26 protein-coding genes, 1 other RNA gene and 1 pseudogene are annotated in these 23,774 nt (G+C 45.6%); 22 read left to right on the forward strand and 6 right to left on the reverse strand.

What is annotated here, in order from left to right:
* The first annotated feature begins 3 nt into the window (after positions 1–3).
* Positions 4–417 (forward strand): DUF2283 domain-containing protein, encoded by a 414-nt coding sequence (locus tag V756_RS0103885; RefSeq protein ID WP_024713514.1) that lies wholly within the window; start codon positions 4–6, stop codon positions 415–417.
* Between the two features lie 69 nt (positions 418–486).
* Here the strand turns inward: V756_RS0103885 and V756_RS01000000121815 are convergent.
* The 4 genes and pseudogenes from V756_RS01000000121815 to rghR form a co-directional block, all read right to left on the reverse strand.
* A pseudogene (locus tag V756_RS01000000121815) lies at positions 487–757 on the reverse strand (methyl-accepting transducer); the annotation flags it as partial.
* Between the two features lie 116 nt (positions 758–873).
* Positions 874–1,200: a catDE operon transcriptional regulator CatR gene (gene catR, locus V756_RS0103895; RefSeq protein WP_024713515.1), complete on the reverse strand. Its 327-nt coding sequence runs from the start codon at positions 1,198–1,200 to the stop codon at positions 874–876.
* A 90-nt stretch (positions 1,201–1,290) separates the two neighbouring features.
* Positions 1,291–1,710 (reverse strand): helix-turn-helix domain-containing protein, encoded by a 420-nt coding sequence (locus V756_RS0103900; RefSeq protein ID WP_024713516.1) that lies wholly within the window; start codon positions 1,708–1,710, stop codon positions 1,291–1,293.
* A 29-nt stretch (positions 1,711–1,739) separates the two neighbouring features.
* On the reverse strand, positions 1,740–2,147 hold the full coding sequence (rghR, locus tag V756_RS0103905) for a transcriptional repressor RghR (protein WP_024713517.1): 408 nt from the start codon (positions 2,145–2,147) through the stop codon (positions 1,740–1,742).
* Positions 2,148–2,299: 152 nt separating this feature from the next.
* Here rghR and V756_RS0103910 point away from each other — a divergent pair, with 152 nt between their 5' ends.
* Positions 2,300–2,533: a helix-turn-helix domain-containing protein gene (locus V756_RS0103910; RefSeq protein WP_003220031.1), complete on the forward strand. Its 234-nt coding sequence runs from the start codon at positions 2,300–2,302 to the stop codon at positions 2,531–2,533.
* Between the two features lie 34 nt (positions 2,534–2,567).
* Here the strand turns inward: V756_RS0103910 and V756_RS0103915 are convergent, their stop codons facing one another.
* Positions 2,568–3,344: an alpha/beta fold hydrolase gene (locus tag V756_RS0103915; RefSeq protein WP_024713518.1), complete on the reverse strand. Its 777-nt coding sequence runs from the start codon at positions 3,342–3,344 to the stop codon at positions 2,568–2,570.
* 141 nt (positions 3,345–3,485) lie between these two features.
* Here V756_RS0103915 and secG point away from each other — a divergent pair, with 141 nt between their 5' ends.
* The 13 genes from secG to azoRB all read left to right on the forward strand — a co-directional run bounded on the left by secG (position 3,486) and on the right by azoRB (position 15,128).
* A complete protein-coding gene (gene secG / locus V756_RS0103920; RefSeq protein ID WP_003220028.1) occupies positions 3,486–3,716 on the forward strand; it encodes a preprotein translocase subunit SecG in 231 nt (76 codons plus the stop codon).
* 131 nt (positions 3,717–3,847) lie between these two features.
* On the forward strand, positions 3,848–4,588 hold the full coding sequence (locus V756_RS0103925) for an alpha/beta hydrolase (RefSeq protein WP_024713519.1): 741 nt from the start codon (positions 3,848–3,850) through the stop codon (positions 4,586–4,588).
* An 18-nt stretch (positions 4,589–4,606) separates the two neighbouring features.
* Positions 4,607–6,943, forward strand: coding sequence for a ribonuclease R (gene rnr, locus V756_RS0103930; protein WP_024713520.1), 2,337 nt, complete (start codon positions 4,607–4,609; stop codon positions 6,941–6,943).
* A gap of 144 nt (positions 6,944–7,087) precedes the next feature.
* Complete coding sequence (smpB, locus tag V756_RS0103935) at positions 7,088–7,558, forward strand: SsrA-binding protein (RefSeq protein WP_010331890.1); 471 nt, start codon at positions 7,088–7,090, stop codon at positions 7,556–7,558.
* Positions 7,559–7,734: 176 nt separating this feature from the next.
* Positions 7,735–8,097, forward strand: a transfer-messenger RNA (tmRNA) gene (gene ssrA, locus V756_RS1000000123250).
* A 299-nt stretch (positions 8,098–8,396) separates the two neighbouring features.
* The gene (locus tag V756_RS0103940; RefSeq protein WP_024713521.1) at positions 8,397–9,191 is read left to right on the forward strand and encodes an SDR family NAD(P)-dependent oxidoreductase; all 795 of its coding nucleotides are present in this window, start codon (positions 8,397–8,399) and stop codon (positions 9,189–9,191) included.
* Positions 9,192–9,300: 109 nt separating this feature from the next.
* The gene (locus V756_RS0103945) at positions 9,301–9,870 is read left to right on the forward strand and encodes a TetR/AcrR family transcriptional regulator (RefSeq protein WP_024713522.1); all 570 of its coding nucleotides are present in this window, start codon (positions 9,301–9,303) and stop codon (positions 9,868–9,870) included.
* Positions 9,867–10,226 carry a DMT family transporter gene (locus tag V756_RS0103950; protein WP_024713523.1) on the forward strand — a complete coding sequence of 120 codons (360 nt, stop codon included), beginning with the start codon at positions 9,867–9,869 and terminating at the stop codon, positions 10,224–10,226. Before V756_RS0103945 ends, V756_RS0103950 begins: the two co-directional genes overlap by 4 nt.
* Positions 10,223–10,624 (forward strand): YvaD family protein, encoded by a 402-nt coding sequence (locus tag V756_RS0103955; protein ID WP_024713524.1) that lies wholly within the window; start codon positions 10,223–10,225, stop codon positions 10,622–10,624. The genes V756_RS0103950 and V756_RS0103955 overlap by 4 nt, the downstream gene beginning before the upstream one ends.
* 99 nt (positions 10,625–10,723) lie before the next feature.
* Positions 10,724–11,671 (forward strand): EamA family transporter, encoded by a 948-nt coding sequence (locus tag V756_RS0103960; protein WP_024713525.1) that lies wholly within the window; start codon positions 10,724–10,726, stop codon positions 11,669–11,671.
* 7 nt (positions 11,672–11,678) lie between these two features.
* A complete protein-coding gene (locus V756_RS0103965) occupies positions 11,679–12,335 on the forward strand; it encodes a GntR family transcriptional regulator (protein ID WP_024713526.1) in 657 nt (218 codons plus the stop codon).
* 131 nt (positions 12,336–12,466) lie between these two features.
* Positions 12,467–14,350, forward strand: coding sequence for an FUSC family protein (locus tag V756_RS0103970; RefSeq protein WP_024713527.1), 1,884 nt, complete (start codon positions 12,467–12,469; stop codon positions 14,348–14,350).
* A gap of 142 nt (positions 14,351–14,492) precedes the next feature.
* Complete coding sequence (azoRB, locus tag V756_RS0103975) at positions 14,493–15,128, forward strand: FMN-dependent NADH-azoreductase AzoRB (RefSeq protein ID WP_024713528.1); 636 nt, start codon at positions 14,493–14,495, stop codon at positions 15,126–15,128.
* A 37-nt stretch (positions 15,129–15,165) separates the two neighbouring features.
* On the opposite strand, the gene iolW is transcribed toward azoRB, so the two are convergent.
* Positions 15,166–16,251, reverse strand: coding sequence for a scyllo-inositol 2-dehydrogenase (iolW, locus tag V756_RS0103980; protein ID WP_255210014.1), 1,086 nt, complete (start codon positions 16,249–16,251; stop codon positions 15,166–15,168).
* A 117-nt stretch (positions 16,252–16,368) separates the two neighbouring features.
* On the opposite strand from iolW, the gene csoR reads away from it, so the two are divergent.
* The 7 genes from csoR (at position 16,369) to V756_RS0104015 (ending at position 23,718) form a co-directional block, all read left to right on the forward strand.
* Positions 16,369–16,674 carry a copper-sensing transcriptional repressor CsoR gene (gene csoR, locus V756_RS0103985; protein WP_024713530.1) on the forward strand — a complete coding sequence of 102 codons (306 nt, stop codon included), beginning with the start codon at positions 16,369–16,371 and terminating at the stop codon, positions 16,672–16,674.
* 75 nt (positions 16,675–16,749) lie between these two features.
* Positions 16,750–16,959, forward strand: coding sequence for a copper chaperone CopZ (copZ, locus tag V756_RS0103990; RefSeq protein WP_003228406.1), 210 nt, complete (start codon positions 16,750–16,752; stop codon positions 16,957–16,959).
* A gap of 83 nt (positions 16,960–17,042) precedes the next feature.
* Positions 17,043–19,454, forward strand: a complete 2,412-nt coding sequence (copA, locus tag V756_RS0103995; RefSeq protein WP_024713531.1) for a copper-exporting P-type ATPase CopA — start codon at positions 17,043–17,045, stop codon at positions 19,452–19,454.
* Between the two features lie 159 nt (positions 19,455–19,613).
* Positions 19,614–21,722: a heavy metal translocating P-type ATPase gene (locus V756_RS0104000; RefSeq protein WP_142675244.1), complete on the forward strand. Its 2,109-nt coding sequence runs from the start codon at positions 19,614–19,616 to the stop codon at positions 21,720–21,722.
* 119 nt (positions 21,723–21,841) lie between these two features.
* Positions 21,842–22,510 (forward strand): disulfide bond formation protein BdbD, encoded by a 669-nt coding sequence (bdbD, locus tag V756_RS0104005; protein ID WP_024713533.1) that lies wholly within the window; start codon positions 21,842–21,844, stop codon positions 22,508–22,510.
* Between the two features lie 4 nt (positions 22,511–22,514).
* On the forward strand, positions 22,515–22,931 hold the full coding sequence (locus V756_RS0104010) for a disulfide oxidoreductase (protein ID WP_024713534.1): 417 nt from the start codon (positions 22,515–22,517) through the stop codon (positions 22,929–22,931).
* Between the two features lie 178 nt (positions 22,932–23,109).
* Positions 23,110–23,718: a trimeric intracellular cation channel family protein gene (locus V756_RS0104015; RefSeq protein ID WP_024713535.1), complete on the forward strand. Its 609-nt coding sequence runs from the start codon at positions 23,110–23,112 to the stop codon at positions 23,716–23,718.
* Positions 23,719–23,774: the final 56 nt, after the last annotated feature.

Here is a 23,774-nt window from a genome sequence, read left to right on the forward strand (position 1 = left end):
CCCATGTATTCAAATTCGGCAATAACATATGATAAAGAAGCTGAGTTAGCTTATATTTATGTAATTCCTCCAATTAATCAACCATCTACAGTTAAGCTGACTGAGGATTTGGAAGTTAATGAAAATATTTCATTAGATATTAATAAGCAAAACTTAATAGTAGGTATGGAGATTTTCGGGGAATTAGCAAATGATATATCTAAATTAGCAGGTTCTAAAAAAATTTACAAAAAAACCGCTCGAAACAAAAAAGAAATTTATAGCTTTAGATTGTATGATTTGGAAACATCAAATTCGTTTGAATTTAATGGGATTTTATTCTGTTTTGCTGATGATAATTATGAAAAGTTTTTAGGTTACGATGTTATAGATATTGAGAAATATAAAGCAGAGTTATTAAATCAGTATACAATTTAGAACCTTTATTATGGACATATATACGCAGTGCATAATTTGCCCTCCTCGGCTAACCTCGAGGAGGTTTTTTTGATCCATCTTCTCATTAAGCTCCTTCACCAGCTGTTCAAGCTCTTCGGCATTTTCAAGCACTTGATCCATCGAGTGGGCGGATTGCTCTAATCGAAAATGTTTATTCAATGCCGGAGGCAGACTCTTCAGATACAGAAGCGATATTTTCAATCGACTGGTTTGTTAACTGCTTCAATCTATCCGTTACTTCCTTAATGCGGTCTGTCACGTGGGTGACGGATTGTTTGATATGCTGCATAGCCTGTCCGGTGTCTGTCAGATTTTCCGTTTCTGTTTTCCAAGTACTTAATAACATAAGAATTTTCTGAGCTGAGAAATCATTTTTCATTCGAAAAATAAAAACAGCTCCTTTTCTCGTTTCTGAGATCAGAGCTGTTTTAGTAATTAATTAAGAAAGGAAGGGTCAATCCAATCCGTCGCCCATTTAGAAATCTCACCTAGAATGGGGGCGAGCGCCTTTCCTTTATCAGTTAATGAATATTCGATGCGAACCGGAGTTTCCGGGATGACATCCCGCTTCACTACTCCTTCAAGCTCAAGTTCTTTCAGCCGTTCTGACAGAACTCTGCCGCTTAGATTTGGAAGTGCTGCTTCAATTTCGCTAAATCGCTGTGACCCGTTCAACAGCTGAAATACAATTAAAGCGACCCAGCGTTTACTCAAGATGTCGACTGCTTTTTCAAATCTAGGACACATTTCTGATTGGTTCATCCTTTTCACCTCGTCTGTCACTATTATAACGCAAATCATGAGGGGAGGTATGCAACAGCGATTCATAAAATAGAGAAAGAGAAGAGGGGATTATGAAGAAGAGGCGCGTTTTTTCGCTTCAGAGGCTAAAAAATCGAAGTATTTGCTGAGATTTTCAATATCTTGCTTTGAAAGGTGTTCCCATTTTTTGCTGTTGAAAATCGGGAGGTGCTCCGCTCCGCGAGTAACAGCTGTCTGGTAAATGTCGTAAATGGACTGATAGCTTTCCGGAGCCTCGCGGATTTCTTCCGGAAAGGCCCGGATATGGCCTGCGGCAGCCATCAGGTCTTCGTACGGCACTTTCAGCACGGCCGCCAGTTTTTTGATTGTTGCAGGTTTTGGCGTGCCGCGCTTGCCGTTTTCAATTTTTGAAATGGTGGCCGAGCTGATGCCTGAGTACACCGCGAGCTGATTCACTGTCAGCTTGCGGGCGCGGCGCAGCTCCCGTAATTGCTGTCCGAACGGTGACATGGTTTATCGCCTCACATTTCTATCAAGAGTTAGTCATCAGCAGAGCGTTTTTTAGCTTCGTTTGAAATAAACGAAAAATAATGATCCAGCATGAGCAAATCTTCTTTATTGAGATATTGCCACTTTTCGTCTTCAAAAAGGGCAAGGTCTTTTAAGTCATAGGCCTTCGCTTTTTCAAGCAGCTTACACTTCGTTTCATAAGGAGCCTTGGCTTCATGCACCTCTTCGATGTAACCAGCCTTATACATAAGACCTTCATAAGGAATTTTTAAAGCCTCAGCCAGTTTTTTGATGGTGGCAGGTTTGGGAACGCCCCGTTTGCCGTTTTCGATTCTGGAGATACCGGCTGCGCTTACGCCTGAATAAGTCGCCAGCTGATTGACTGTTAACTTTCTCTCTTCGCGCAATGCCCGCAATTGTTCACCAAAGCTTTCCATATGTCTCACCCCGTCCCTCACTGTTACTCATATTTTAGTATGTTTATTGACTAAAGGAAATAGGTAGACTGGAAATGCATTGACAAAAGTTAACATAAGCCGTAATGTAAAAGTATAGAAAATAGATTTTTCAGGAACGGAAGGTGAGGAAAGTGCCGGTAGAAAAGATACAGATTAGACGTGATTATGTCTTGCAGTATATGGTCAATAACGATTATTCCCTTAATCAGCTTGCGCTGGAAATCGGAGTTTCACCCGCCACACTGAGCCGCGTGCTGAATGGAGAAAGACGGCCGGGACAGCTTGTGATCGGTAAAATGCTTCACTATTTTAATTTGAAATTTGAGGATCTTTTTTACTATGATTTTATTGACAAAAGTCAATGAAACGTTAGCGAAACGCCAGGAATTCAAGCGTTTTCTATTTCTGGGAATGATGTGTCAGCACAAATCCTGTCACCAGTTCATTGCATGTTTTCCATTGTTTTGTCGGAAGCTGGTGTCCCTGATATTCCAATCTGAAAAATTCGGCATGGCTGCACGCTCTTCGGTAATAGCCTGCGCTTGTAAAGGTCCAGTCCCGCAGGCCGCCATACATGAACAGCTTCGGCATTTGCAGATGTGGCAGCTGTTCAATACAGTTGTAGTCGAGTGAAGCCTGATAATATTGATGCCAATGGGTCTGGTCTGCTTTTTTCATATGGTCTGTCAATATGGCTCGAACTTGGCTGTCTTTTGTGTGGCTGCCGGCGAGGATTTTTATGAGCAGCCATGGGTTTTTTTCAAGCAGATACATGCCCATTTTGTGCAGTTTCTGGCCGATTACGTGATGAACAGCGGGGTAGGCGCCTGACAGAACAAGATGCGACACTTTGTCCGGGCGGGTAAAGCCGATATGCTGTGCGATTAAGCCGCCGGCGGAATACCCGAATAACACAGCCTTATCCATGTGCAGAGCGTCCATGAATTGCACGATCTCGTCTGCATAATAAGAAATAGAGGCGGGCTGATCCGCATGATCGCTGTCGCCGTGGCCGCTTAAATCGGGAAAGATCACCCTGAAATGCTTGGAGAGAAGGCGCTGATAATAAAAAACCTTGCGCCCCATGCCGGGAGGGTGGATAAAGATGATCGGAATTCCCTGTCCATATTCCGCATAATAAAGATGTTTTCTGCTGGCTATGCTGATAAGGGGCATTGTTTTTCTCCTTTTGATTTTCGTATGAATAGGGTAACCAAGATAAAACGCCCTTATCCCGCGTCTGATACATCGTGACATGCCAACCCTTTTCATGTAAAATAGAAGTAATGTAGGCCAGTGAGTCTGGAGGTGTAAGGGATGCACGCAGTTTTGATTACCTTATTGGTTATCGTCAGCATTGCACTTATTATTGTCGTTTTGCTTCAATCCAGTAAAAGCGCCGGATTATCTGGTGCGATTTCGGGCGGAGCGGAGCAGCTCTTCGGGAAACAAAAAGCAAGAGGTCTTGACTTGATTTTGCACCGTATCACGGTTGTGCTGGCAGTCTTGTTTTTCGTGTTAACGATTGCGCTTGCTTATATCCTATAGGGCGATGTTTGTATAAGGTCTGATGTAAAGTCAGGCCTTTTTCACGTTTCAGACTGATATTCAGAGCGTTTTTTTCTGATCAAACTGTGGAAAACTAAAATGACCGTGCAGATAGAAAGGGAGACATGAGCATGAAAGTTGTGACACCAAAACCATTTACATTTGAAGGCGGAGACAAAGCGGTGCTTTTGCTGCATGGCTTTACAGGAAATACAGCGGATGTAAGAATGCTGGGACGTTACTTGAATGAACGGGGCTACACGTGCCACGCACCTCAATATGAAGGACACGGGGTGCCCCCTGAAGAACTAGTACATACGGGGCCCGAGGACTGGTGGAAAAATGTGATGGATGGCTATGAATACTTAAAATCTGAAGGCTATGAGAGCATTGCAGCCTGCGGACTGTCGCTTGGCGGGGTTTTTTCGCTGAAATTGGGTTACACTGTACCCATAAAGGGAATTGTTCCAATGTGCGCGCCGATGCATATAAAGAGTGAAGAAGTCATGTATCAGGGCGTCCTTTCATACGCTCGCAATTATAAAAAATTCGAGGGGAAAAGCCCGGAGCAAATTGAAGAGGAAATGAAAGAATTTGAAAAAACGCCGATGAACACGCTCAAGGCGCTGCAAGACTTAATAGCCGATGTGCGGAACAATGTCGATATGATTTATTCACCGACATTTGTGGTGCAGGCCCGTCATGATCACATGATTAATACCGAAAGCGCCAATATTATTTACAACGAAGTGGAAACCGATGATAAACAGCTGAAATGGTACGAGGAATCAGGCCATGTCATCACGCTCGACAAAGAACGTGACCTCGTCCATCAGGATGTGTATGAATTTTTAGAGAAGCTTGATTGGTAATCAACAGGAGGTCGGATAATGGAAAAAGAAGCATTTATGGATAAGCTCCTCTCGTTTATGAAGGAAGAGGCGTATAAGCCTCTGACTGTTCAGGAACTTGAGGAGATGTTAAATATTACGGAAGCTGAGGAGTTTAAGGAGCTCGTCAAAGCGTTAGTCACTTTGGAAGATAAAGGGCTTATCGTACGGACGAGAAGCGACCGCTACGGCATTCCGGAAAAGATGAATTTAATAAAAGGAAAGATATCAGCGCATGCAAAAGGATTCGCCTTTTTGCTGCCTGAGGACACGTCGTTAAGTGATGTGTTTATTCCGCCTAATGAGCTGAATACGGCAATGAACGGCGATATCGTCATGGTTCGTCTGAATTCACAGTCAAGCGGCTCCAGACAGGAAGGGACCGTCATCCGCATTTTAGAAAGGGCGATTCAGAAGGTTGTCGGTACGTATACAGAAACAAGAAACTTCGGTTTTGTCATTCCGGACGACAAAAAAATCACGAGTGACATTTTCATCCCGAAAAACGGGAAAAACGGAGCGGCGGAAGGGCATAAGGTTGTTGTCAAGCTGACGAGCTATCCTGAAGGCCGCATGAACGCCGAGGGCGAGATTGAAACCATTCTCGGCCACAAAAATGATCCGGGCATTGATATTTTATCGGTCATTCATAAGCACGGCCTGCCTGGTGAATTTCCTGCTGAGGCGATGGAGCAGGCCTCAAGTACGCCCGACACAATTGACGAAAAAGACCTGAAAGACCGCCGCGATCTCCGTGACCAGGTGATTGTCACCATTGATGGAGCGGACGCGAAGGATTTGGATGATGCGGTTACCGTGACGAAGCTTGAAGACGGAAGCTACAAGCTTGGCGTTCACATTGCTGATGTCAGCCATTATGTAACCGAAAACTCGCCGATTGACAAAGAGGCGCTTGAAAGAGGGACGAGTGTTTATTTAGTTGACCGGGTCATTCCGATGATTCCGCACAGACTGTCAAACGGCATCTGCTCTTTAAATCCAAAGGTTGACCGCCTGACACTTTCCTGTGAAATGACCATTAACAGTCAGGGGCAGGTGACGGAGCACCAGATCTTCCAAAGTGTCATCAAAACAACGGAGAGAATGACATATTCAGATGTGAATAAAATTCTTGTTGACGATGACGAAGAGATGAAACAAAAATACGAGCCGCTTGTCCCGATGTTCAAAGACATGGAGCGGCTGGCTCAAATTTTGCGCGACAAGCGGATGAACCGCGGCGCCGTTGATTTTGATTTCAAGGAAGCGAAAGTGCTTGTTGATGATGAAGGCGCGGTGAAAGACGTTGTCATCAGAGAACGCTCTGTCGCCGAGAAACTGATTGAAGAATTTATGCTTGTGGCGAACGAGACGGTAGCGGAGCACTTCCATTGGATGAACGTCCCGTTTATATATCGGATTCACGAAGAACCGAATGCTGAAAAACTGCAAAAGTTTTTAGAATTCGTAACGACATTTGGCTATGTGGTGAAAGGAACCGCGGGAAATATTCATCCGCGTGCGCTGCAAAGCATCCTTGACGCTGTGCGTGACAGACCTGAAGAAACCGTTATATCCACTGTCATGCTCCGTTCGATGAAACAGGCGAAATACGACCCGCAGAGCTTGGGGCACTTCGGTCTGTCAACGGAATTCTATACGCATTTCACATCGCCGATCCGACGTTATCCTGACTTAATTGTCCACCGTCTGATCAGAACGTATTTAATCAACGGCAAAGTCGATGAAGCGACACAGGAAAAATGGGCTGAACGCCTGCCGGATATCGCCGAGCATACATCAACGATGGAGCGCCGTGCAGTTGACGCCGAGCGTGAAACGGATGATCTGAAAAAAGCGGAATACATGCTTGATAAAATCGGTGAAGAGTTTGACGGCATGATCAGCTCTGTGACAAACTTCGGAATGTTCGTCGAGCTGCCGAATACAATCGAAGGACTCGTCCACGTCAGCTTTATGACGGATGACTACTACCGCTTTGACGAACAGCATTTTGCGATGATCGGCGAGCGGACAGGAAATGTCTTCCGCATTGGAGATGAAATCACAGTCAAGGTTGTCGATGTCAATAAAGACGAGCGCAATATCGACTTTGAAATCGTCGGCATGAAGGGGTCTCCGCGCCGTCCGAGAGAATTGGATAGCAGCCGGAGCAGAAAGCGCGGAAAACCTGCCAGAAAACGCGTTCAAAGCACGAATACGCCTGTTTCTCCGGCTCCGTCTGAAGAAAAAGGGGAATGGTTCACTAAGCCGAAGAAGAAGAAAAAACGCGGCTTCCAAAACGCGCCGAAACAGAAACGGAAAAAGAAGAAATAACAGCTCAACCAGCAAATAGGGCCGCAGCGCTCTATTTGCTTTCTTTCGGAAAGAGCTTTTCATTGTAGCGGCACGTGACATTTGGTAAAATAGAGCGTATCGCAAAAGGTGGACAGTTTTTCCTTAGAGAGAGGAGGTTCTGGCATGCCGAAAGGGTCAGGAAAAGTATTATCTCAAAATAAGAAAGCCAATCACGATTATTTTATAGAAGAAACCTATGAAACAGGCATCGTTCTGCAAGGAACCGAAATCAAAGCGATTCGCGCCGGCCGTGTAAACCTTAAGGATTCCTTCGCCAAAATCGAACGGGGAGAAGTGTTTCTCCACAATATGCACGTCAGCCCGTATGAGCAGGGAAACCGCTACAACCACGATCCGCTCCGGACGAGAAAGCTATTAATGCACCGCAAGGAAATTAATAAGCTGATCGGGTTAACGAAGGAAAAAGGCTATTCTCTCGTTCCGCTGAAGCTGTATTTAAAAAACGGTTTTGCCAAAGTGCTTCTCGGCCTTGGAAAAGGGAAGAAGAACTATGATAAACGGGAAGACCTGAAGCGCAAGGACGCGAAGCGGGAAATCGAAAGAGCGTTTAGAGACAGTCAAAAAGGCTTCTAAAGGCATAGTGCTTGATTCAAAAATCAGGCCTGTGCTATACTGTGTTCACGATCAGATCACAACGCTATTCATTTGAAGGATTTGACAATTGAAAAGCGCCGTGATCATGTTATAATAAGACTATAGCCAGTTTGAGTGAGAGCTTGATATTTTCTCCCGTATTTCCCTTATAACAAGGGGACGTTACGGATTCGACAGGGATGGATCGAGCTTGAGCTGCGAGCCGAGAGGCGATCTCGTTAACACGCACATAAATATAACTGGCAAAACTAACAGTTTTAACCAAAACGTAGCATTAGCTGCCTAATAAGCGCAGCGAGCTCTTCCTGACATTGCCTATGTGTCTGTGAAGAGCACATCTAAGTAGGCTACGCTTGCGTTCCCGTCTGAGAACGTAAGAAGAGATGAACAGACTAGCTCTCGGAAGGCCCGCCCGCAGGCAAGAAGATGAGTGAAATCCTAAATATGCAGGCTACGCTCGTAGACGCTTAAGTAATCGATGTCTCTGGACGTGGGTTCGACTCCCACCGTCTCCATACATACTTTGAAACCGCAGTGCTATCAAGGCTTTTAAAGCCTTTGAGGGCACTGCGGTAACATTTTGGCAACATTTTGATGTCCCAGCCTTTGAGAAGTGACCAAAGGATTGCATCACATATTGACAATAAAGCAGAACCTCTAAAGAGGTTCTGCTTTATTTTTTCTCCGAATCACAGGCACTAAAAAGTGCGTACTTCCATTTGAATCCCAGCTGTTTCATACTGATTGCAGAGCAGATGTTTCACCAATTAGATTTCTGTCAATAAATAAGAGGAAACAAAAACGGAGGGATGAAGGAATGAAACTCAATTTACAAGGGAAGACCGCACTGGTGACCGGTTCGACATCAGGGATCGGGAAAGCCATTGCCTCTTCGTTAGCTGAAGAGGGCGCAGCAGTGATTATTAACGGACGCCGGGAAGAGAAAGTGAATCAGACGATAAAAGAATTGAAAACACAACATTCAGAAGCGGTCCTTTATCCGGCCGCATTTGATTTGGGAACAGAAGAAGGCTGCAATGAGCTGTTTCAGGCATATCCAGAGGTTGATATTTTAGTCAACAATTTAGGGATTTTTGAACCGGCGGAGTACTTTGATATTCCCGATGATGAATGGTTTCGTTTTTTTGAAGTGAATATTATGAGCGGTGTAAGGCTGACACGCAAGTATTTGCATAACATGATCGAGAAAAAAGAAGGGCGTGTGATTTTCATTGCCAGTGAAGCGGCGATAATGCCGTCACAGGAAATGGCCCATTACAGTGCGACGAAAACGATGCAGCTGTCCATTTCCCGCAGTTTGGCGGAGCTGACAACCGGCACGAATGTCACGGTCAACACCATCATGCCGGGCTCTACCTTAACAGAGGGTGTGGAAACAATGCTGAACTCGCTGTATCCTGGTGAAAACCTGACTGTTCAAGAAGCTGAGGCACGCTTTATGAAAGAAAACCGGCCGACATCTATCATTCAAAGACTGATCCGTCCGGAAGAAATCGCCCATTTTGTCACATTTTTAAGCAGCCCGCTATCCTCCGCGATCAATGGCGCAGCGCTTCGGGCGGACGGCGGTTTGGTCCGCAGTGTCTTTTAAACCTCTCCTTTTGGGAGAGGTTTTTTATATGTTGTTGATTTCCACAAATTGCTGTCGTATAATTTTGGTACCAATATAGTTTTTTGGGTACCGGAAGTGAGGGATCGATTTGGAAAAAAGAATTTTGGCGGAAACCATACGGCTGATCCGGCAGAAAGGATTTTCATTTACGATGAATGATTTGGCGGCAGCGCTGGGAACGAGCAAGCGGACACTCTACGCGTATTACTCATCTAAAGATAAGCTCGCGGGAGCGGTGGTTGAACAATTTATCGCAGAGATGAAGCAGATGGAAAGAGACATCTATGAAAATGAGCGTTTGGACGTGCTTGAAAAAGTGAAACAATTGCTGATCGGTCTTCCGCAGGGAATGGACCTGCTGAACATGGGATTATTAAGCGAACTGAAGAAATACCATTACGATGCGTGGCTTACATTAGACACGTTTATGAAGGAAGAATGGACGATTGTCCTTGAATTATTAAACGAGTGCAAACGGAAAAAGAGAATCAGAAATATCAATTTGGATTTGTTTGTCCACATGTATATAGGAAGCATCAACCAAGTGTATGACCCTGAATATCCGCTCAAACATCAGTTCACGACAGGAGAGGTTCTTGAATCGATTGTAGATGTATTGATGAACGGCATAACAGCTGATGAGGAGGATGAAGCGTGAATTGGGTGTTTCTATGCTTAGCGATTTTGTTTGAGGTTGCCGGGACGGTCAGCATGAAGCTATCGTCAGGTTTTACAAAGCTTATTCCCAGTATTATATTGATTTTCTTTTATGGCGGAAGTCTTTTCTTTCTGACGCTTACGCTAAAATCAATAGATGTATCTGTTGCTTATGCCGTATGGTCAGGAATGGGAATTGTCCTGATTACAGTCGTTGGTTTTTTGTTTTTTCAAGAGAATATGAGCGTGATGAAACTCATTTCAATCGGCTTGATTATCGCCGGTGTGGTGTCTTTAAACCTGATTGGGCAAGGGACGCAGTCTGAGCCGATACATAAAAGCGGGCCGTACAAATGAAATATATGAAACTGTTTTTTCTCGTGACTGATATCGGTTTTATTTTGTATTGGCTGTCAGCAGGGTTTTCGCTGATACCGGAGAGCTGGGCTTTTAAACATCATGAACAACCATTTATGATTGCCTGGAACTGGTCCTTTTTTCCGCTGGATATCCTGATCTCTGTCACAGGATTGTACAGTTTGTATTTGTATCGGGTGAATCCTGCTGACTGGAAGCTGATGGCGCTGATTTCACTTGTATTGACCAGCTGTTCAGGCCTTCAGGCGATTTCTTTCTGGTCATTCAGCCGGGACTTCGATCTTGTTTGGTGGCTGTTTAATGGGTATCTGTTGATTTATCCTTTATTTTTTATTTATTTTCTCTTAAAGGAAAGCCATGCAACAAAGCAGTGCTGACAGCGCTGTTTTTTATTTTTGTAAAAAAACTTTGTTTTCAGAAAAGTAAAACGATATAATATGTAATATATTGCATATTACCTGTCAGGAGGATGTACGTTGGCGACTCAAAAACAACGGATGTACGGATTTTTTATGGTCATTGTCGGAGCTGCTTTTTGGGGATTATCGGGAACTGCTGCCCAGCATTTGTTTGAAACAAGTGATGTGTCGGTGGAGTGGCTTGTCACCGTTCGTTTGCTTTTATCAGGATTGCTTCTGCTGATGATCATATCTGCCGGTAAAAACAGACGTGCGGTGTGGGAGATTTGGAAGGATCAAAAATCGGCTATTCAGCTGGTTGTTTTCGGAATTGCCGGCATGCTGGGCGTTCAGTATACTTTTTTGGCTTCAATAGGAACCGGTAATGCAGCTGTAGCTACGCTGCTTCAGTACTTGGCACCCGTTATGATTATGCTGTTTATGCTTGTGACCCGGAAGAATTCTTTTCAGTTAGCAGATATGTGCGCACTTGTGCTTGCTTTGGGGGGCACTTTTTTACTGCTGACCAATGGAAGTATCAATAATTTAACTATATCTCCTTTGTCTGTCATCTGGGGACTGCTTTCTGCCGCTGCCCTTGCCTTTTATACGCTGTACTCCAGCTCACTTTTGAAAAACTGGGGATCTGCTCTTGTGATTGGCTGGGGAATGCTGATCGGAGGCATTGGCATGAGCTTTATTCATCCGCCGTGGGACGTTGATGTACAGGGGTGGACGATGTCAGCGGGCGTATCAATTGGTTTTATTGTCATATTCGGAACGCTATTGGGTTTTTATATGTATTTGACAAGCTTGAAATATTTATTTCCGCAAGAAGCAAGCATGCTGGGGTGCACTGAGCCGGTGGCTGCAGTGGCATCCTCTATCCTGTGGCTTGGTGTATCCTTTGGTTTTTATCAAGCGGCAGGAGCGGCTTGTATTTTGGTCATGATTTTTGTTCTATCGCAAAAAAAGAGTACCGGCAAGCCGGCGGCGTTAAAAAAACAAACAAATATTCAGAGGTGATGCTTTTATGCCAATCCCGTCAAATACCCCAAAACCTATACGGCAGACTGCTAAAACGATTGCATTGGAGCAAATTCAAAAATGGATTGTGGAAGGCATTCTCGCTCCCGGAGAAAAAATCAATGACGACGAGTTAGCGAAAGCGCTTGGCGTCAGCAGAACGCCAGTTAGAGAAGCTCTGCAATTATTGGCGGTACAGGGCTTTGTTGAAATGTCACCGGGGAAAGAAACAAGAATTTCACAAATTGAAAAAAACGATGTTTTCAAGGTGTACCCGCCTATGGCGGCTCTGCAATCCACCGCTGCCGAACTGGCAATCGAACACATTCAGTCCTCCCACTTGGAGGAGATGGCGGCGGTCAATCAGCAAATGAAGGCGGCGATTGACCGAAATGAAATTTATGAAGTGCTTGGGCTTGATAAAGCGTTTCATGATGTCATGATTGATGCGGCCGATAATGAATATATCCGCAATTTCACATCTGTCCTTCATATGCATATTCTTCGGATTGAATATCTTTTTTTTACATCGCCGCAAAATTCGATTGAAGAACATGAACAAATTATTCAGGCATGTAAGGACAAGGATCGGAAAAAAGCTGCCGAGCTGACGTACAGCAACTGGATCAAGCCGATTCAGGATATTGCGGACAAACTGATGTAGAGAAGCAGAGACAGTATGGTCTCTGCTTTTTTATACGAACGCATCAATTGAGAAGTTCACACGTTTTTGGGGCATACTATAGCGAATAAACGGGAAAAGCTCTACACATTCGCTGAAAAGGATTTTGTCAAATGAACAACAATCAAAGAACTATGCCAAGCATCGTAAAGGATGCCTTTCGGATTCAAGCACATCCCTTTCCATGGAAAAAGGCAATCGGATCAGGCGTCGCTTCGGGATTTCCTGTGCTGGCCGGTACACTGATGGGTCATACGGATTACGGTTTATCTGCAAGCATCGGGGGCTTTGTTTATTTATATGCGGGCGGTGAATCGTATAAAAAGCGCGCTTTGAAGCTGCTCTTGGTTTCCATTGGGATTGCGCTCTCATTTGGATTAGGAACGCTTTTGTCCGGGACGGTTTGGATGATGGCGGCTGTTCTTGGGCTGATTGGTGCAGCGGCGATGTTTATTTTCAGTGCGCTCGGTATACAAGGTCCTGCGCCGATGTTTTTTGTTCTTGCCTTTTTAGTCAGCACCGGGCTTCCAGCCGATCCTTCACAAGCGCTGTTCCGAGCGGAGCTGACATGTCTCGGCGGCATTTTTGCCATGGGCATCGCCTTAATCGGCTGGTTATGGAACAAACATGGACCTGAGGAGGCGGTGCTGCAAAAAACATATGACCAGCTTGCCGATTGTCTTTCAGCCGTCGGAACACCAGGCTTTCAGAACGCGCAGCATCAGACAGTGCTTATGCTCAGAACAGCCCGTCAAACAGTTCTCGGCAAGGGAAACAGGCGGAAAAAATCACTGCATGATGAACGTTTTTTCCGCCTGCTCGAAAAAGCTGACGACATATTTCTCGCCATTATTCATTTTTCAGCTGAAACACCAGATGGAAAGACGGCACAGATTGAAAAAGCACTCCGTCAAGCCGGAGATATGCTGGGGCATGATCGTGCTTTCAGTCCGTTTCAGATGAAGGAGAATAATTCAGAGCCAAGCCGGAAGCTGTTTGAAGAAATCAATGAGGCTTTGCATATCGCTTCAGGAGAGTTTGATAAGCTGGACGGGGAGCCGAGCCGTCTGCCAAACTCATTTTACGATTTGAGAAATGCCTTTGACTGGCAGTCGCCGGTTTTGATACGGGCGTTAAAGTACGGAATTGTGCTGTTTGCCGCAGATCTGTTTGCCCTCACATTTGGTTTTGCACGCTCCTACTGGATTCCGCTTTCGGCAGCAGCGGTCATGCTTGGCACGACTGTTGTCTTTACGCTTCACAGGGCCATTCAGCGTTCGGCCGGAACCGTGATCGGTGTTGGGCTGGCAGGCGCTATCCTGTTTTTAAAGCCGGGCGGTGTTTATATTGCGTTATGTATTGCAGCGCTGCAATGTCTTCTTGAGATGCTGATTGTCCGAAATTATGCGCTGGCGGTTCCTTTTTTGACCGCAAACGCGCTTGTCATCACAGAAAGCATGCATGGCGGCTCGGACATCGGTTATTTTATGATAGCGAGGCTGACGGATGTAGCTGTCGGCAGTGTGATCGGGCTATTGGGAACGATGCTGCTGTGGAGGCGTTTTTCCAAGAAGCGGCTGCCCGAACTGATGCGGGAGGTGATCCGGCTGGAAGGGCAGTTTATGGAGAAACTGTTAACCGCGCAGACAGCAGACGAACACAAGCTAAGGGGGAGCCTTGTCAGGCTTCGGGATGCGTATGATCAGACGCTTGGTGAATTTCCCAATACTTATGCGGATGCGCTCTGGCCTGCCGTTTCCGGTGCTCAGCACCTAGGGTATTATTTGCTCTCAGCCCAAGCTCATCATCGTCCGTCTGCTCCGTTTTCCGAAGAAGAGATGAACCGGATACGAGCTTTTTTTGAACAAGCTGAGCAGTCCGCTTTGATGAAAAAGGCGCCGGCAGACATACAAGTGCCGCATGTTTCTTGCTATCCGCGGATCAGCAAAGAGCTGTCCGCACTGTATTTTGGCTTGCGGACAGCTTTTGAAAAGTAAAATAATCTTTAATTCGAGATGTTTTGCTTGAAAGTAATTTTAAGTGCCCCTATAATAAAGTCAAAGAGAGAAAGAATAATCATAAAGCATCTGTATGATAATAATTGATGTGTGATTTTTAAAAACGAAAGGGCTGGTAAAAATGGCAAAAGTATTGTATATCACTGCTCACCCTCATGATGAAGCAACTTCTTACAGTATGGCAACAGGTAAAGCGTTCATCGAATCTTACAAAGAAGCGAACCCAAATGATGAGGTTGTACATATTGATTTGTACAATGAAAACATCCCGCACATTGATGCGGATGTATTCAGCGGCTGGGGCAAGCTGCAGTCAGGCACAGGTTTTGAAGAGCTTTCTGAAAGCGAAAAAGCGAAAGTCGGCCGTTTGGGAGAGCTTAGCGATCAATTTGCATCTGCTGATAAATACGTATTCGTTACTCCTTTATGGAACTTCTCATTCCCGCCAGTAATGAAAGCGTATCTTGATTCTGTTGCAGTTGCAGGAAAATCATTCAAATACACTGAACAAGGCCCTGTCGGCTTGTTGACTGACAAAAAAGCAATTCATATCCAAGCGCGCGGCGGCTACTACTCAGAAGGCCCTGCGGCTGAAATGGAAATGGGCCACCGCTACATCGGCATCATGATGAACTTCTTCGGCGTTCCATCCTTCGATGGCATTTTCGTAGAGGGACAAAATGCGGAGCCTGATAAAGCACAGCAAATCAAAGAAGACGCGATTGCGCGTGCGAAAGAAGCAGGAAAAACATTTTAATGAAAAAGCCTCCCCTGTTAAAAGGGGAGGCTTTTGTTTATTGTTCCAGCGTAATTGTTCGTTTCTCCTCACTGCTTTTCATCGCGGCTTCAATGATGAGGATAACATCAATTCCTTCCTCAGCGGTGACAGGGAGCGCTGCGCCTTTCCGTATGCTTTCCGCTAATTTGCGGTAATAGGTGAGATAGGAGCCGTTTACCGAAGGGATCGTTTCTGTTTTCTTGTTCGTGCCGTGAACGGTTGTCAGTTGTCCGTAAAACTGCGGATCATCCGCACCCCAGCTGTCATCCTCAGGTTTTCTCCCTGCTCTGAGTGCGTCTTCCTGTCCGTCGATTCCGTATTTGATAAAGCTGGATTGCTGTCCGTGAATTTGATAACGCGGGCCGTTTGCCGGAACGATTGATCCTCCATGCAGAATCGCTTGGAGCTTGCCGTAATCCAGCATGATATGAAAATAGTCAACAGCTTCGGCATTGTGACGCTGGACCATCACATTTGCAGTGACAGCTTTTGGCATCCCAAACAAATGGAGAGTTTGGTCTATGATATGGGAGCCGAGATCATACAGCGTACCGGTGGCAGTGCCTTCTTTTTCACGCCATCGCTCTTGAACTTCGGGTCTGTAGCGGTTATAGGAGACTAGATATGTATTGATTTCTTCAAGTGATTTGTCCTCAATTAGCTTTTTAATCGTTAAGAAGTCATTATCCCAGCGTCTGTTATGATATACACTTAACAATATGTCTTTTTCTTTGGCGGCCTTTTGTAATGCTTCTCCTTCTTCAGCAGTGGCTGTCATCGGTTTTTCAATCACGACGTGTTTTCCAGCCTGAATGCATGCCATGGCGTGCTCGTAATGAAGACCGCTCGGCGTGGTGACAATGACAAGCTCAATGTCCGGGTCATTTATGATTTGATCAAGCTCATGCACAACTTCAGCATCCGGAAAATCCCGTTTCACTTCTTCCGTCCGCGATGTCATGACCTTGCTGATGGAAAACTCATCTAAAACAGCAAGCAGCGGCGCGTGAAAAACAGAGCCAGACAGTCCGTACCCTAACATCCCAACCTTTATCGTATCCACTTTTCTTCTCCCCTTTAAAAGCGTTTTCGCAAGAAGTATATACCCTTCTGATCAAATGGTAAAACCTAACTGATTCATTTTTTGCCGAGGCAAGCTTAGACAACAGTTTGGACAATCAGTATAATGGGAATTAATATAAGGAACAGAGGTGTACCGATGGAGAAACATAACGACCATAAAGCATTAAACCATAAAAGCTCGAAAGAAAAGGATCAAATCACAAACCGCCTGAAACGGATAGAAGGCCAGGTCAGAGGCATTCAAAACATGGTGGAAAACGATAGATATTGTGTGGACATTCTTGTACAAATTTCAGCTGTTCAGGCTGCAATGAAAAATGTGGCGCTTCATTTGCTTGAGGATCATGCCCATCATTGTGTAGCGGATGCCATCAAAAGCGGAGACGGAGAACAAGCCATTTCTGAGCTTTTAGACGTATTTAAAAAGTTCACAAAATCATAAAGGCTTTTTTTATTGTAATACCCTACGGGGGTATGGTAGGATGAAAACAGAAAGAACAAAACAGGAGGAATTCAAATGGAACAAAAAACATTGCAAGTTGAGGGTATGTCTTGTCAGCACTGCGTCAAAGCGGTGGAAACGAGCGTAGGAGAATTGGACGGCGTCAGTGCGGTTCATGTCAATCTGGAAGCGGGAAAAGTCGATGTTTCGTTTGATGCTGACAAAGTATCAGTCAAAGATATTGCAGATGCGATAGAAGATCAGGGCTATGATGTAGCCGAGTGATTCAAAATATCGCGCCTTTAAGAAGGCGCGATATTTCTTTCATTTTCATATACCCCCCGGGTGTATATAAAGGAGTGAGTATGTTGAGTGAACAAAAGGAAATCGCAATGCAGGTGTCTGGCATGACCTGTGCGGCCTGTGCATCCAGAATTGAAAAAGGCCTCAAGCGGATGCCGGGTGTCACGGATGCCAATGTCAATCTGGCAACAGAAACGTCAAATGTGACCTGCGATCCCGCTGAAACAGGGGCTGCAGCGATTCAGGAAAAAATAGAAAAGCTGGGCTATCACGTCGTAACGGAAAAAGCTGAATTCGATATCGAAGGCATGACCTGTGCGGCCTGCGCCAATCGGATTGAAAAGCGGCTTAACAAAATAGAAGGCGTCGCAAACGCTCCCGTAAACTTCGCTTTAGAAACAGTTACGGTCGAGTACAATCCAAAAGAAGCGGCTGTCGGCGATTTGAAAGAAGCAGTAGATAAGCTGGGATATAAGCTTAAGCTAAAGGGCGATGAGGACAGTGAAGCAGCAGCTTCTAAAAAGAAAGAAGAACGGAAGCAAACGGCAAGACTGATCTTTTCAGCGGTTCTGTCATTTCCATTGCTTTGGGCGATGGAAAGCCATTTTACGTTTACATCGTTCATTTGGGTGCCGGATATTTTCCTCAATCCGTGGATGCAGTTTGCGCTGGCGACGCCAGTCCAGTTTCTGATCGGCTGGCCGTTTTATGCGGGTGCGTATAAGGCACTCAGAAACAAAAGCGCCAATATGGATGTATTGGTCGCGCTCGGAACGACGGCTGCTTACGCTTACAGCCTTTATCTTACGATCCAAAGCCTCGGTTCCCACGGGCATACAGACGGCCTTTACTATGAAACAAGCGCGATTTTGCTGACACTGATTTTATTAGGCAAGCTATTTGAAACAAAAGCAAAGGGCCGTTCATCAGATGCCATTAAAAAGCTGATGAAGCTTCAAGCGAAAACAGCGACTGTCGTCAGAGACGGACAGGAGCAAATCATTCCGATAGACGAAGTGCTTGTCGATGACGTGGTTTACGTCAAACCGGGCGAACGAATTCCTGTCGACGGAGAAGTAATAGAAGGCCGCTCGGCAGTTGATGAATCGATGATTACAGGAGAAAGTCTTCCTGTGGATAAAAATCCAGGTGACAGTGTGACAGGTGCCACCGTGAACGCAAACGGTTTTCTGAAAATCAAAGCGGTCAATGTCGGTAAGGATACGGCGCTTTCTCATATCATCAAAATCGTTGAGGAAGCGCAAGGGTCAAAAGCGCCGATCCAGCGTCTCGCTGATCAAATTTCCGGGATTTTTGTGCCTATCGTGTTGGGAATTGCCGTTCTCACTTTCCTCATTTGGTATCTTTGGGCGGCTCCCGGCGATTTTGCCGAAGCGATCAGCAAGTTCATCGCGGTTCTTGTCATTGCTTGTCCCTGTGCCCTCGGCCTCGCCACTCCAACGAGCATTATGGCTGGATCTGGGCGTGCTGCCGAATTCGGGATTCTCTTTAAAGGCGGCGAGCATTTAGAAAAAACACATCGTCTCGATACGATTGTTCTCGATAAAACCGGAACTGTCACAAACGGCAAGCCGCGTCTGACAGATGCCATTCCGTTCGGTCGTTATGAAGAAACAGATCTGCTTCGATTTGCGGCGGCAGCCGAAACGGGCTCGGAGCATCCGCTCGGCGAAGCGATTGTTTCCGGCGTGAAAGAAAAAGGGCTTGAGATACCGAAGCTGACCCGCTTTGAGGCAAAAATCGGCGCAGGCATTTTAGCTGAAGCCGGAGGCAAAACCATTCTCGTCGGCACAAGAAAGTTAATGGAGAGCGAACAGGTTGAGCATGAAGCTCTTCTTGCCCAAATGGAAGAGCTTGAGGCAGAAGGGAAAACGGTTATGCTGGTATCCATTGATGGTGAAGCGGCAGGGCTGGTAGCGGTTGCCGATACGATAAAAGACACGTCACGGGCGGCAGTGGCCCGTTTGAAAGAACTGGGCCTGGATGTCATCATGATGACGGGAGACAACCGGAGAACCGCAGAAGCCATCGCGAAGGAAGCGGGAATTACAAGTGTCATTGCGGAAGTCCTTCCAGAACAAAAGGCGGCAGAAATTGCCCGCCTGCAAAAAGAAGGCCGCCAAACAGCCATGGTAGGCGACGGAATTAACGATGCACCGGCACTTGCCACAGCCGATATCGGCATGGCGATTGGAACAGGCACGGACATTGCCATGGAAACAGCTGACATTACGCTGATTCGCGGCGATCTAAACAGCATTGCCGACGCCATTCGCATGAGCAGACTGACAATGAAAAACATTAAACAAAACTTATTTTGGGCGCTTGGCTATAACAGCCTTGGCATCCCAATCGCAGCGCTCGGATTTTTAGCGCCATGGATCGCGGGAGCAGCAATGGCATTCAGCTCCGTTTCCGTTGTGCTAAACGCGCTCCGTTTGCAGAAAGTAAAATAAAAAACCGGCCATATGCCGGTTTTTGTTTTGCATTGACACTTTATTGGAAAACGGCATATAATAAACGTAACTGATATATGAGTATGTGCTCATATATAAAAATCCACTACATCATTCATTGATACGCTTTGAAGAGGGAACCCTAAATCGGAAGGAAAGGTGAGACTAGTGAAACAGGAATACGTTCTGGACGGTTTGGATTGCAGCAATTGTGCCCAAAAAATCGAAAATGGAGTCAAAGGCATAAAAGGCATTGACGGATGCGCGGTTAACTTTGCGGCAAGCACCCTGACTGTCTCAGCCGATGGAAAAGAAGAGCAATGGGTCACCGATAAGGTGGAGAAAAAAGTGAAATCGATTGATCCCCATGTAACAGTTCGTCAAAAGCATAAAAAGAAATCAGCTGATGACGGCTATCGCAAAAGAATGATCAATATGCTGATCAGAATGGCGGCGGCTGTCATTCTCGGAGCAGCGGCATATTTCGTTCATTCCGGAACCGTGGAATTTTTGCTTTTCTTCGTTGCTTACTTGATCATCGGCGGTGACATTGTCATCCGTGCAGTCAAAAACATCAGCCGCGGTCAGGTGTTTGACGAGCATTTCTTAATGGCTCTTGCCACAATCGGCGCTTTTCTGATTCAGCAATACCCTGAGGGCGTTGCCGTTATGCTCTTTTATCAAATTGGTGAGCTTTTTCAAGGAGCGGCGGTCAGCCGGTCCAGAAAATCAATCAGTGCGTTAATGGATATACGGCCTGATTACGCCAATGTGAAAACAGAGAACGGCATTGAACTGGTTTCTCCGGAGGACGTACAGATTGGAGACATCATTGTGGTCAATCCGGGAGAAAGCATACCGCTGGACGGAAAGGTTATCCAGGGTTCAGCGATGGTTGATACGTCTGCTTTGACAGGTGAATCCGTGCCGCGAAAAGCTGCAGAAGGACAAGAGGTTATGTCAGGCTTTATCAATCAAAACGGCGTTTTGCATATTGAAGTTACCAAAGGCTATCAGGAATCGGCAGTATCGAAAATATTAGATTTGGTTCAGAATGCGAGCAGCCGCAAAGCCCGTACGGAAAACTTTATCACGAAGTTTGCGAAGTATTATACACCTGCTGTTGTCATCATCGCGGTGTTGCTGGCGTTTGTCCCGCCGCTTATGATTTCTGGCGCCGCACTTTCCGATTGGGTCTATCGGGCGCTTATTTTCTTAGTGATTTCCTGTCCGTGTGCGCTCGTTGTTTCTATACCGCTCGGTTTCTTCGGCGGAATCGGCGCAGCCTCAAAGGCTGGCGTGCTTGTGAAGGGAAGCAATTATTTAGAGGCCTTAAATCAAGTCAAATACGCGGTGTTTGATAAAACAGGAACATTAACAAAAGGCAGCTTTGAAGTGACGGAAATCAAACCTGCGGAAGGATTTACAAAGGACAGATTACTTGAAGCGGCGGCATATGCTGAGCTTCATTCCCAGCATCCAATTGCCGAATCTGTGCGTAAAGCTTACGGGAAAATGCTTTCCTCAGACGCGATTGAGTCATATGAGGAAATATCCGGCCACGGCATTATTGCAAAAGTAAACGGCACAGCCATTCTTGCCGGGAATAAAAAGCTCATGGAAAGAGAGCAGATTGAGGGTGTTCTGGATGAAAATGCCGGAACAATTGTACACGTTGCTGTTGATCAACGCTATGCCGGAGCAATCGTCATAGCGGATGAAGTAAAGGAAGACGCGGCACAGGCGATGGCTGATCTGAAGTCGCTTGGAATCAAACAGACAGTTATGCTGACTGGCGATGCGAAACAAACGGGGGAAGCTGTCGGAAAACAGCTTGGCATTGACGATGTATATGCGGAGCTGCTGCCGCAGGATAAGGTCGCACGGGTCGAAGCATTGGAAGCCAAGCTTTTGCCAAATGAAAAACTCATTTTTGTCGGTGACGGCATCAATGATACGCCGGTGCTTGCGCGCGCGGATATCGGAGCTGCCATGGGAGGCCTTGGCTCAGACGCCGCGGTAGAAGCTGCAGACGTCGTGCTGATGACAGATCAGCCATCAAAAGTAGCTGAAGCAATTCGAATTGCGAAACGGACACGGCGAATTGTATGGCAAAACATCAGCTTTGCTTTAGGTGTAAAAGCGATCTTTCTCATTCTCGGGGCATTCGGAATTGCGACTATGTGGGAAGCGGTCTTCTCAGATGTCGGCGTTACCCTGCTCGCAGTGGCGAACGCCATGCGCGTCATGCGTATCAAAAACGAATAAATTGTCGGAGAGAATTCATTTTTTCGGGGTTTTCTTATCGTCGCTTGTCTTGTTAAAATAAAGAAGTTGGTCAATTGTGACCCGCTTCTTTTTTAATTTTAAAACGATGAGGTGTCGGAGTGAAAAAGAAACAGCAGTCTTCTGTGAAATTCGCGGTTATCCTTACGGTTGTGGTCGTTGTCTTGCTAGCAGCCATTGTCATCATTAATAACAAAACGGAACAAGGCAATGAAGCGGTTTCCGAACAGCCGTCTATTAAAGGCCAGCCTGTGCTCGGCAAGGATGATGCGCCGGTAACTGTAGTAGAATTCGGAGATTACAAATGTCCGTCTTGTAAGATGTTTAACAGTGACATCTTCCCAAAGATCCAAAAAGACTTTATTGATAAGGGCGATGTGAAATTTTCATTCGTGAACGTCATGTTACATGGAAAAGGTTCAAGATTAGCGGCTCTTGCATCAGAAGAAGTATGGAAGGAAGACCCCGACTCTTTCTGGGCATTCCATGAAAAGCTGTTCGAAAAACAGCCGGACACAGAACAGGAATGGGTAACCCCAGCGGTTCTCGGTGATCTTGCCAAAAGCACCACAAAGGTAAAACCTGAGACACTCAAGGACAATCTTGATAAGGAGACATTCGCTTCTCAAGTGGAAAAGGACACGAACCTTAATCAAAAAATGAATGTGAACGCAACCCCGACGATTTACGTAAATGATAAAGTGATCAAACATTTTGCGGATTATAATGAAATCAAAGAAACAATAGAAAAAGAGTTGAAAGGGAAGTAATCATATGAAAAATAGAATCGTATTTTTATATGCTTCCTGGGTTGTCGCTCTTGTCGCTATGCTTGGCAGCCTGTATTTCAGTGAAATCAGAAAGTTCATCCCCTGTGAACTGTGCTGGTATCAGCGCATTCTCATGTATCCGCTCGTTCTGATTTTAGGCATCGCCACCTTTCAAGGAGACACACGCGTAAAAAAATATGTGCTTCCGATGGCGATTATCGGAGCATTTATTTCAACAATGCACTACTTAGAGCAAAAAGTGCCCGGCTTTACCGGCATTAAGCCGTGTGTAAGCGGCGTGCCATGCTCAGGCCAATATATTAACTGGTTTGGTTTTATAACCATTCCATTTCTGGCCCTGATTGCTTTTATCCTGATTATCATTTTTATGTGTCTGCTGAAAGGCGAAAAATCTGAATAACTAAAAAGCGCCCGCGTATGCCGGGCGCTTTTTGTAATCTCCATGCTTAATAGCGTTTGGTGCACTCCCTCAAAATTTATCTTTTTTTATCGTGAAAATGTTATTGATTTTACACTTGAGCGATTATAAAATCTAGAGGTCGTCAGAAAATTTAACAAACAAAAAGGGAGTCATCAGAATGGCTTGGGAGCTGCTCAGTGTGATTGGCATCATTGCGTTTGCGGTCAGCGGCGCAATTGTTGCGATGGAAGAGGAATATGATATTTTAGGAGTTTATATATTAGGGATTGTCACAGCTTTTGGTGGAGGAGCGATCCGCAATTTGCTGATCGGTGTTCCCGTGTCAGCATTATGGGAGCAGGGCGCGTACTTTCAAATCGCCCTCGTCTCCATTACGATTGTGTTTCTGTTTCCGAAGCTGCTATTAAAGCATTGGAACAAGTGGGGCAATTTATCTGATGCGATCGGTCTCGCAGCCTTCGCTATCCAAGGCGCGCTGTATGCCGTCAAAATGGGACATCCGCTTAGCGCTGTCATCGTAGCTGCGGTGCTGACCGGAAGCGGCGGCGGGATCATCCGCGATCTTCTTGCCGGACGAAAGCCGCTTGTGCTGAAAGCAGAAATTTATGCGGTCTGGGCGGCTCTCGGCGGATTAATCGTCGGCTTGGGCTGGCTTGGAAACTCGTTTGGCTTGTACGTTCTGTTTTTCGTGCTCGTTGTGTGCCGCGTTTGTTCTTATATGTTTAAGTGGAAGCTGCCAAACCGTTCTTTTCGTTTAGATAACTAATATTAAAAAAACCGATTTCAAATCGAAATCGGTTTTTTTGCATATAAATAACCCAA

It is taken from the genome of Bacillus tequilensis KCTC 13622, assembly GCF_000507145.1.
GTDB classification, from domain to species: Bacteria; Bacillota; Bacilli; order Bacillales; family Bacillaceae; genus Bacillus; species Bacillus tequilensis.

What these genes read in the sequence shown, in the direction of transcription:
- copZ (WP_003228406.1), top strand. Translation starts at nt 16,750, where the DNA reads ATGGAACAAAAAACATTGCAAGTTGAGGGTATGTCTTGTCAGCACTGC.
- V756_RS0104015 (WP_024713535.1), top strand. Translation starts at nt 23,110, where the DNA reads ATGGCTTGGGAGCTGCTCAGTGTGATTGGCATCATTGCGTTTGCGGTC.
- azoRB (WP_024713528.1), top strand. Translation starts at nt 14,493, where the DNA reads ATGGCAAAAGTATTGTATATCACTGCTCACCCTCATGATGAAGCAACT.
- V756_RS0103915 (WP_024713518.1), bottom strand. Translation starts at nt 3,344, where the DNA reads ATGCCCCTTATCAGCATAGCCAGCAGAAAACATCTTTATTATGCGGAA.
- smpB (WP_010331890.1), top strand. Translation starts at nt 7,088, where the DNA reads ATGCCGAAAGGGTCAGGAAAAGTATTATCTCAAAATAAGAAAGCCAAT.
- V756_RS0104010 (WP_024713534.1), top strand. Translation starts at nt 22,515, where the DNA reads ATGAAAAATAGAATCGTATTTTTATATGCTTCCTGGGTTGTCGCTCTT.
- V756_RS0103965 (WP_024713526.1), top strand. Translation starts at nt 11,679, where the DNA reads ATGCCAATCCCGTCAAATACCCCAAAACCTATACGGCAGACTGCTAAA.
- V756_RS0103925 (WP_024713519.1), top strand. Translation starts at nt 3,848, where the DNA reads ATGAAAGTTGTGACACCAAAACCATTTACATTTGAAGGCGGAGACAAA.
- V756_RS0103900 (WP_024713516.1), bottom strand. Translation starts at nt 1,710, where the DNA reads ATGTCACCGTTCGGACAGCAATTACGGGAGCTGCGCCGCGCCCGCAAG.
- csoR (WP_024713530.1), top strand. Translation starts at nt 16,369, where the DNA reads ATGGAGAAACATAACGACCATAAAGCATTAAACCATAAAAGCTCGAAA.
- V756_RS0103940 (WP_024713521.1), top strand. Translation starts at nt 8,397, where the DNA reads ATGAAACTCAATTTACAAGGGAAGACCGCACTGGTGACCGGTTCGACA.
- V756_RS0103955 (WP_024713524.1), top strand. Translation starts at nt 10,223, where the DNA reads ATGAAATATATGAAACTGTTTTTTCTCGTGACTGATATCGGTTTTATT.
- rghR (WP_024713517.1), bottom strand. Translation starts at nt 2,147, where the DNA reads ATGGAAAGCTTTGGTGAACAATTGCGGGCATTGCGCGAAGAGAGAAAG.
- V756_RS0103885 (WP_024713514.1), top strand. Translation starts at nt 4, where the DNA reads ATGTATTCAAATTCGGCAATAACATATGATAAAGAAGCTGAGTTAGCT.
- V756_RS0103970 (WP_024713527.1), top strand. Translation starts at nt 12,467, where the DNA reads ATGAACAACAATCAAAGAACTATGCCAAGCATCGTAAAGGATGCCTTT.
- secG (WP_003220028.1), top strand. Translation starts at nt 3,486, where the DNA reads ATGCACGCAGTTTTGATTACCTTATTGGTTATCGTCAGCATTGCACTT.
- catR (WP_024713515.1), bottom strand. Translation starts at nt 1,200, where the DNA reads ATGAACCAATCAGAAATGTGTCCTAGATTTGAAAAAGCAGTCGACATC.
- rnr (WP_024713520.1), top strand. Translation starts at nt 4,607, where the DNA reads ATGGAAAAAGAAGCATTTATGGATAAGCTCCTCTCGTTTATGAAGGAA.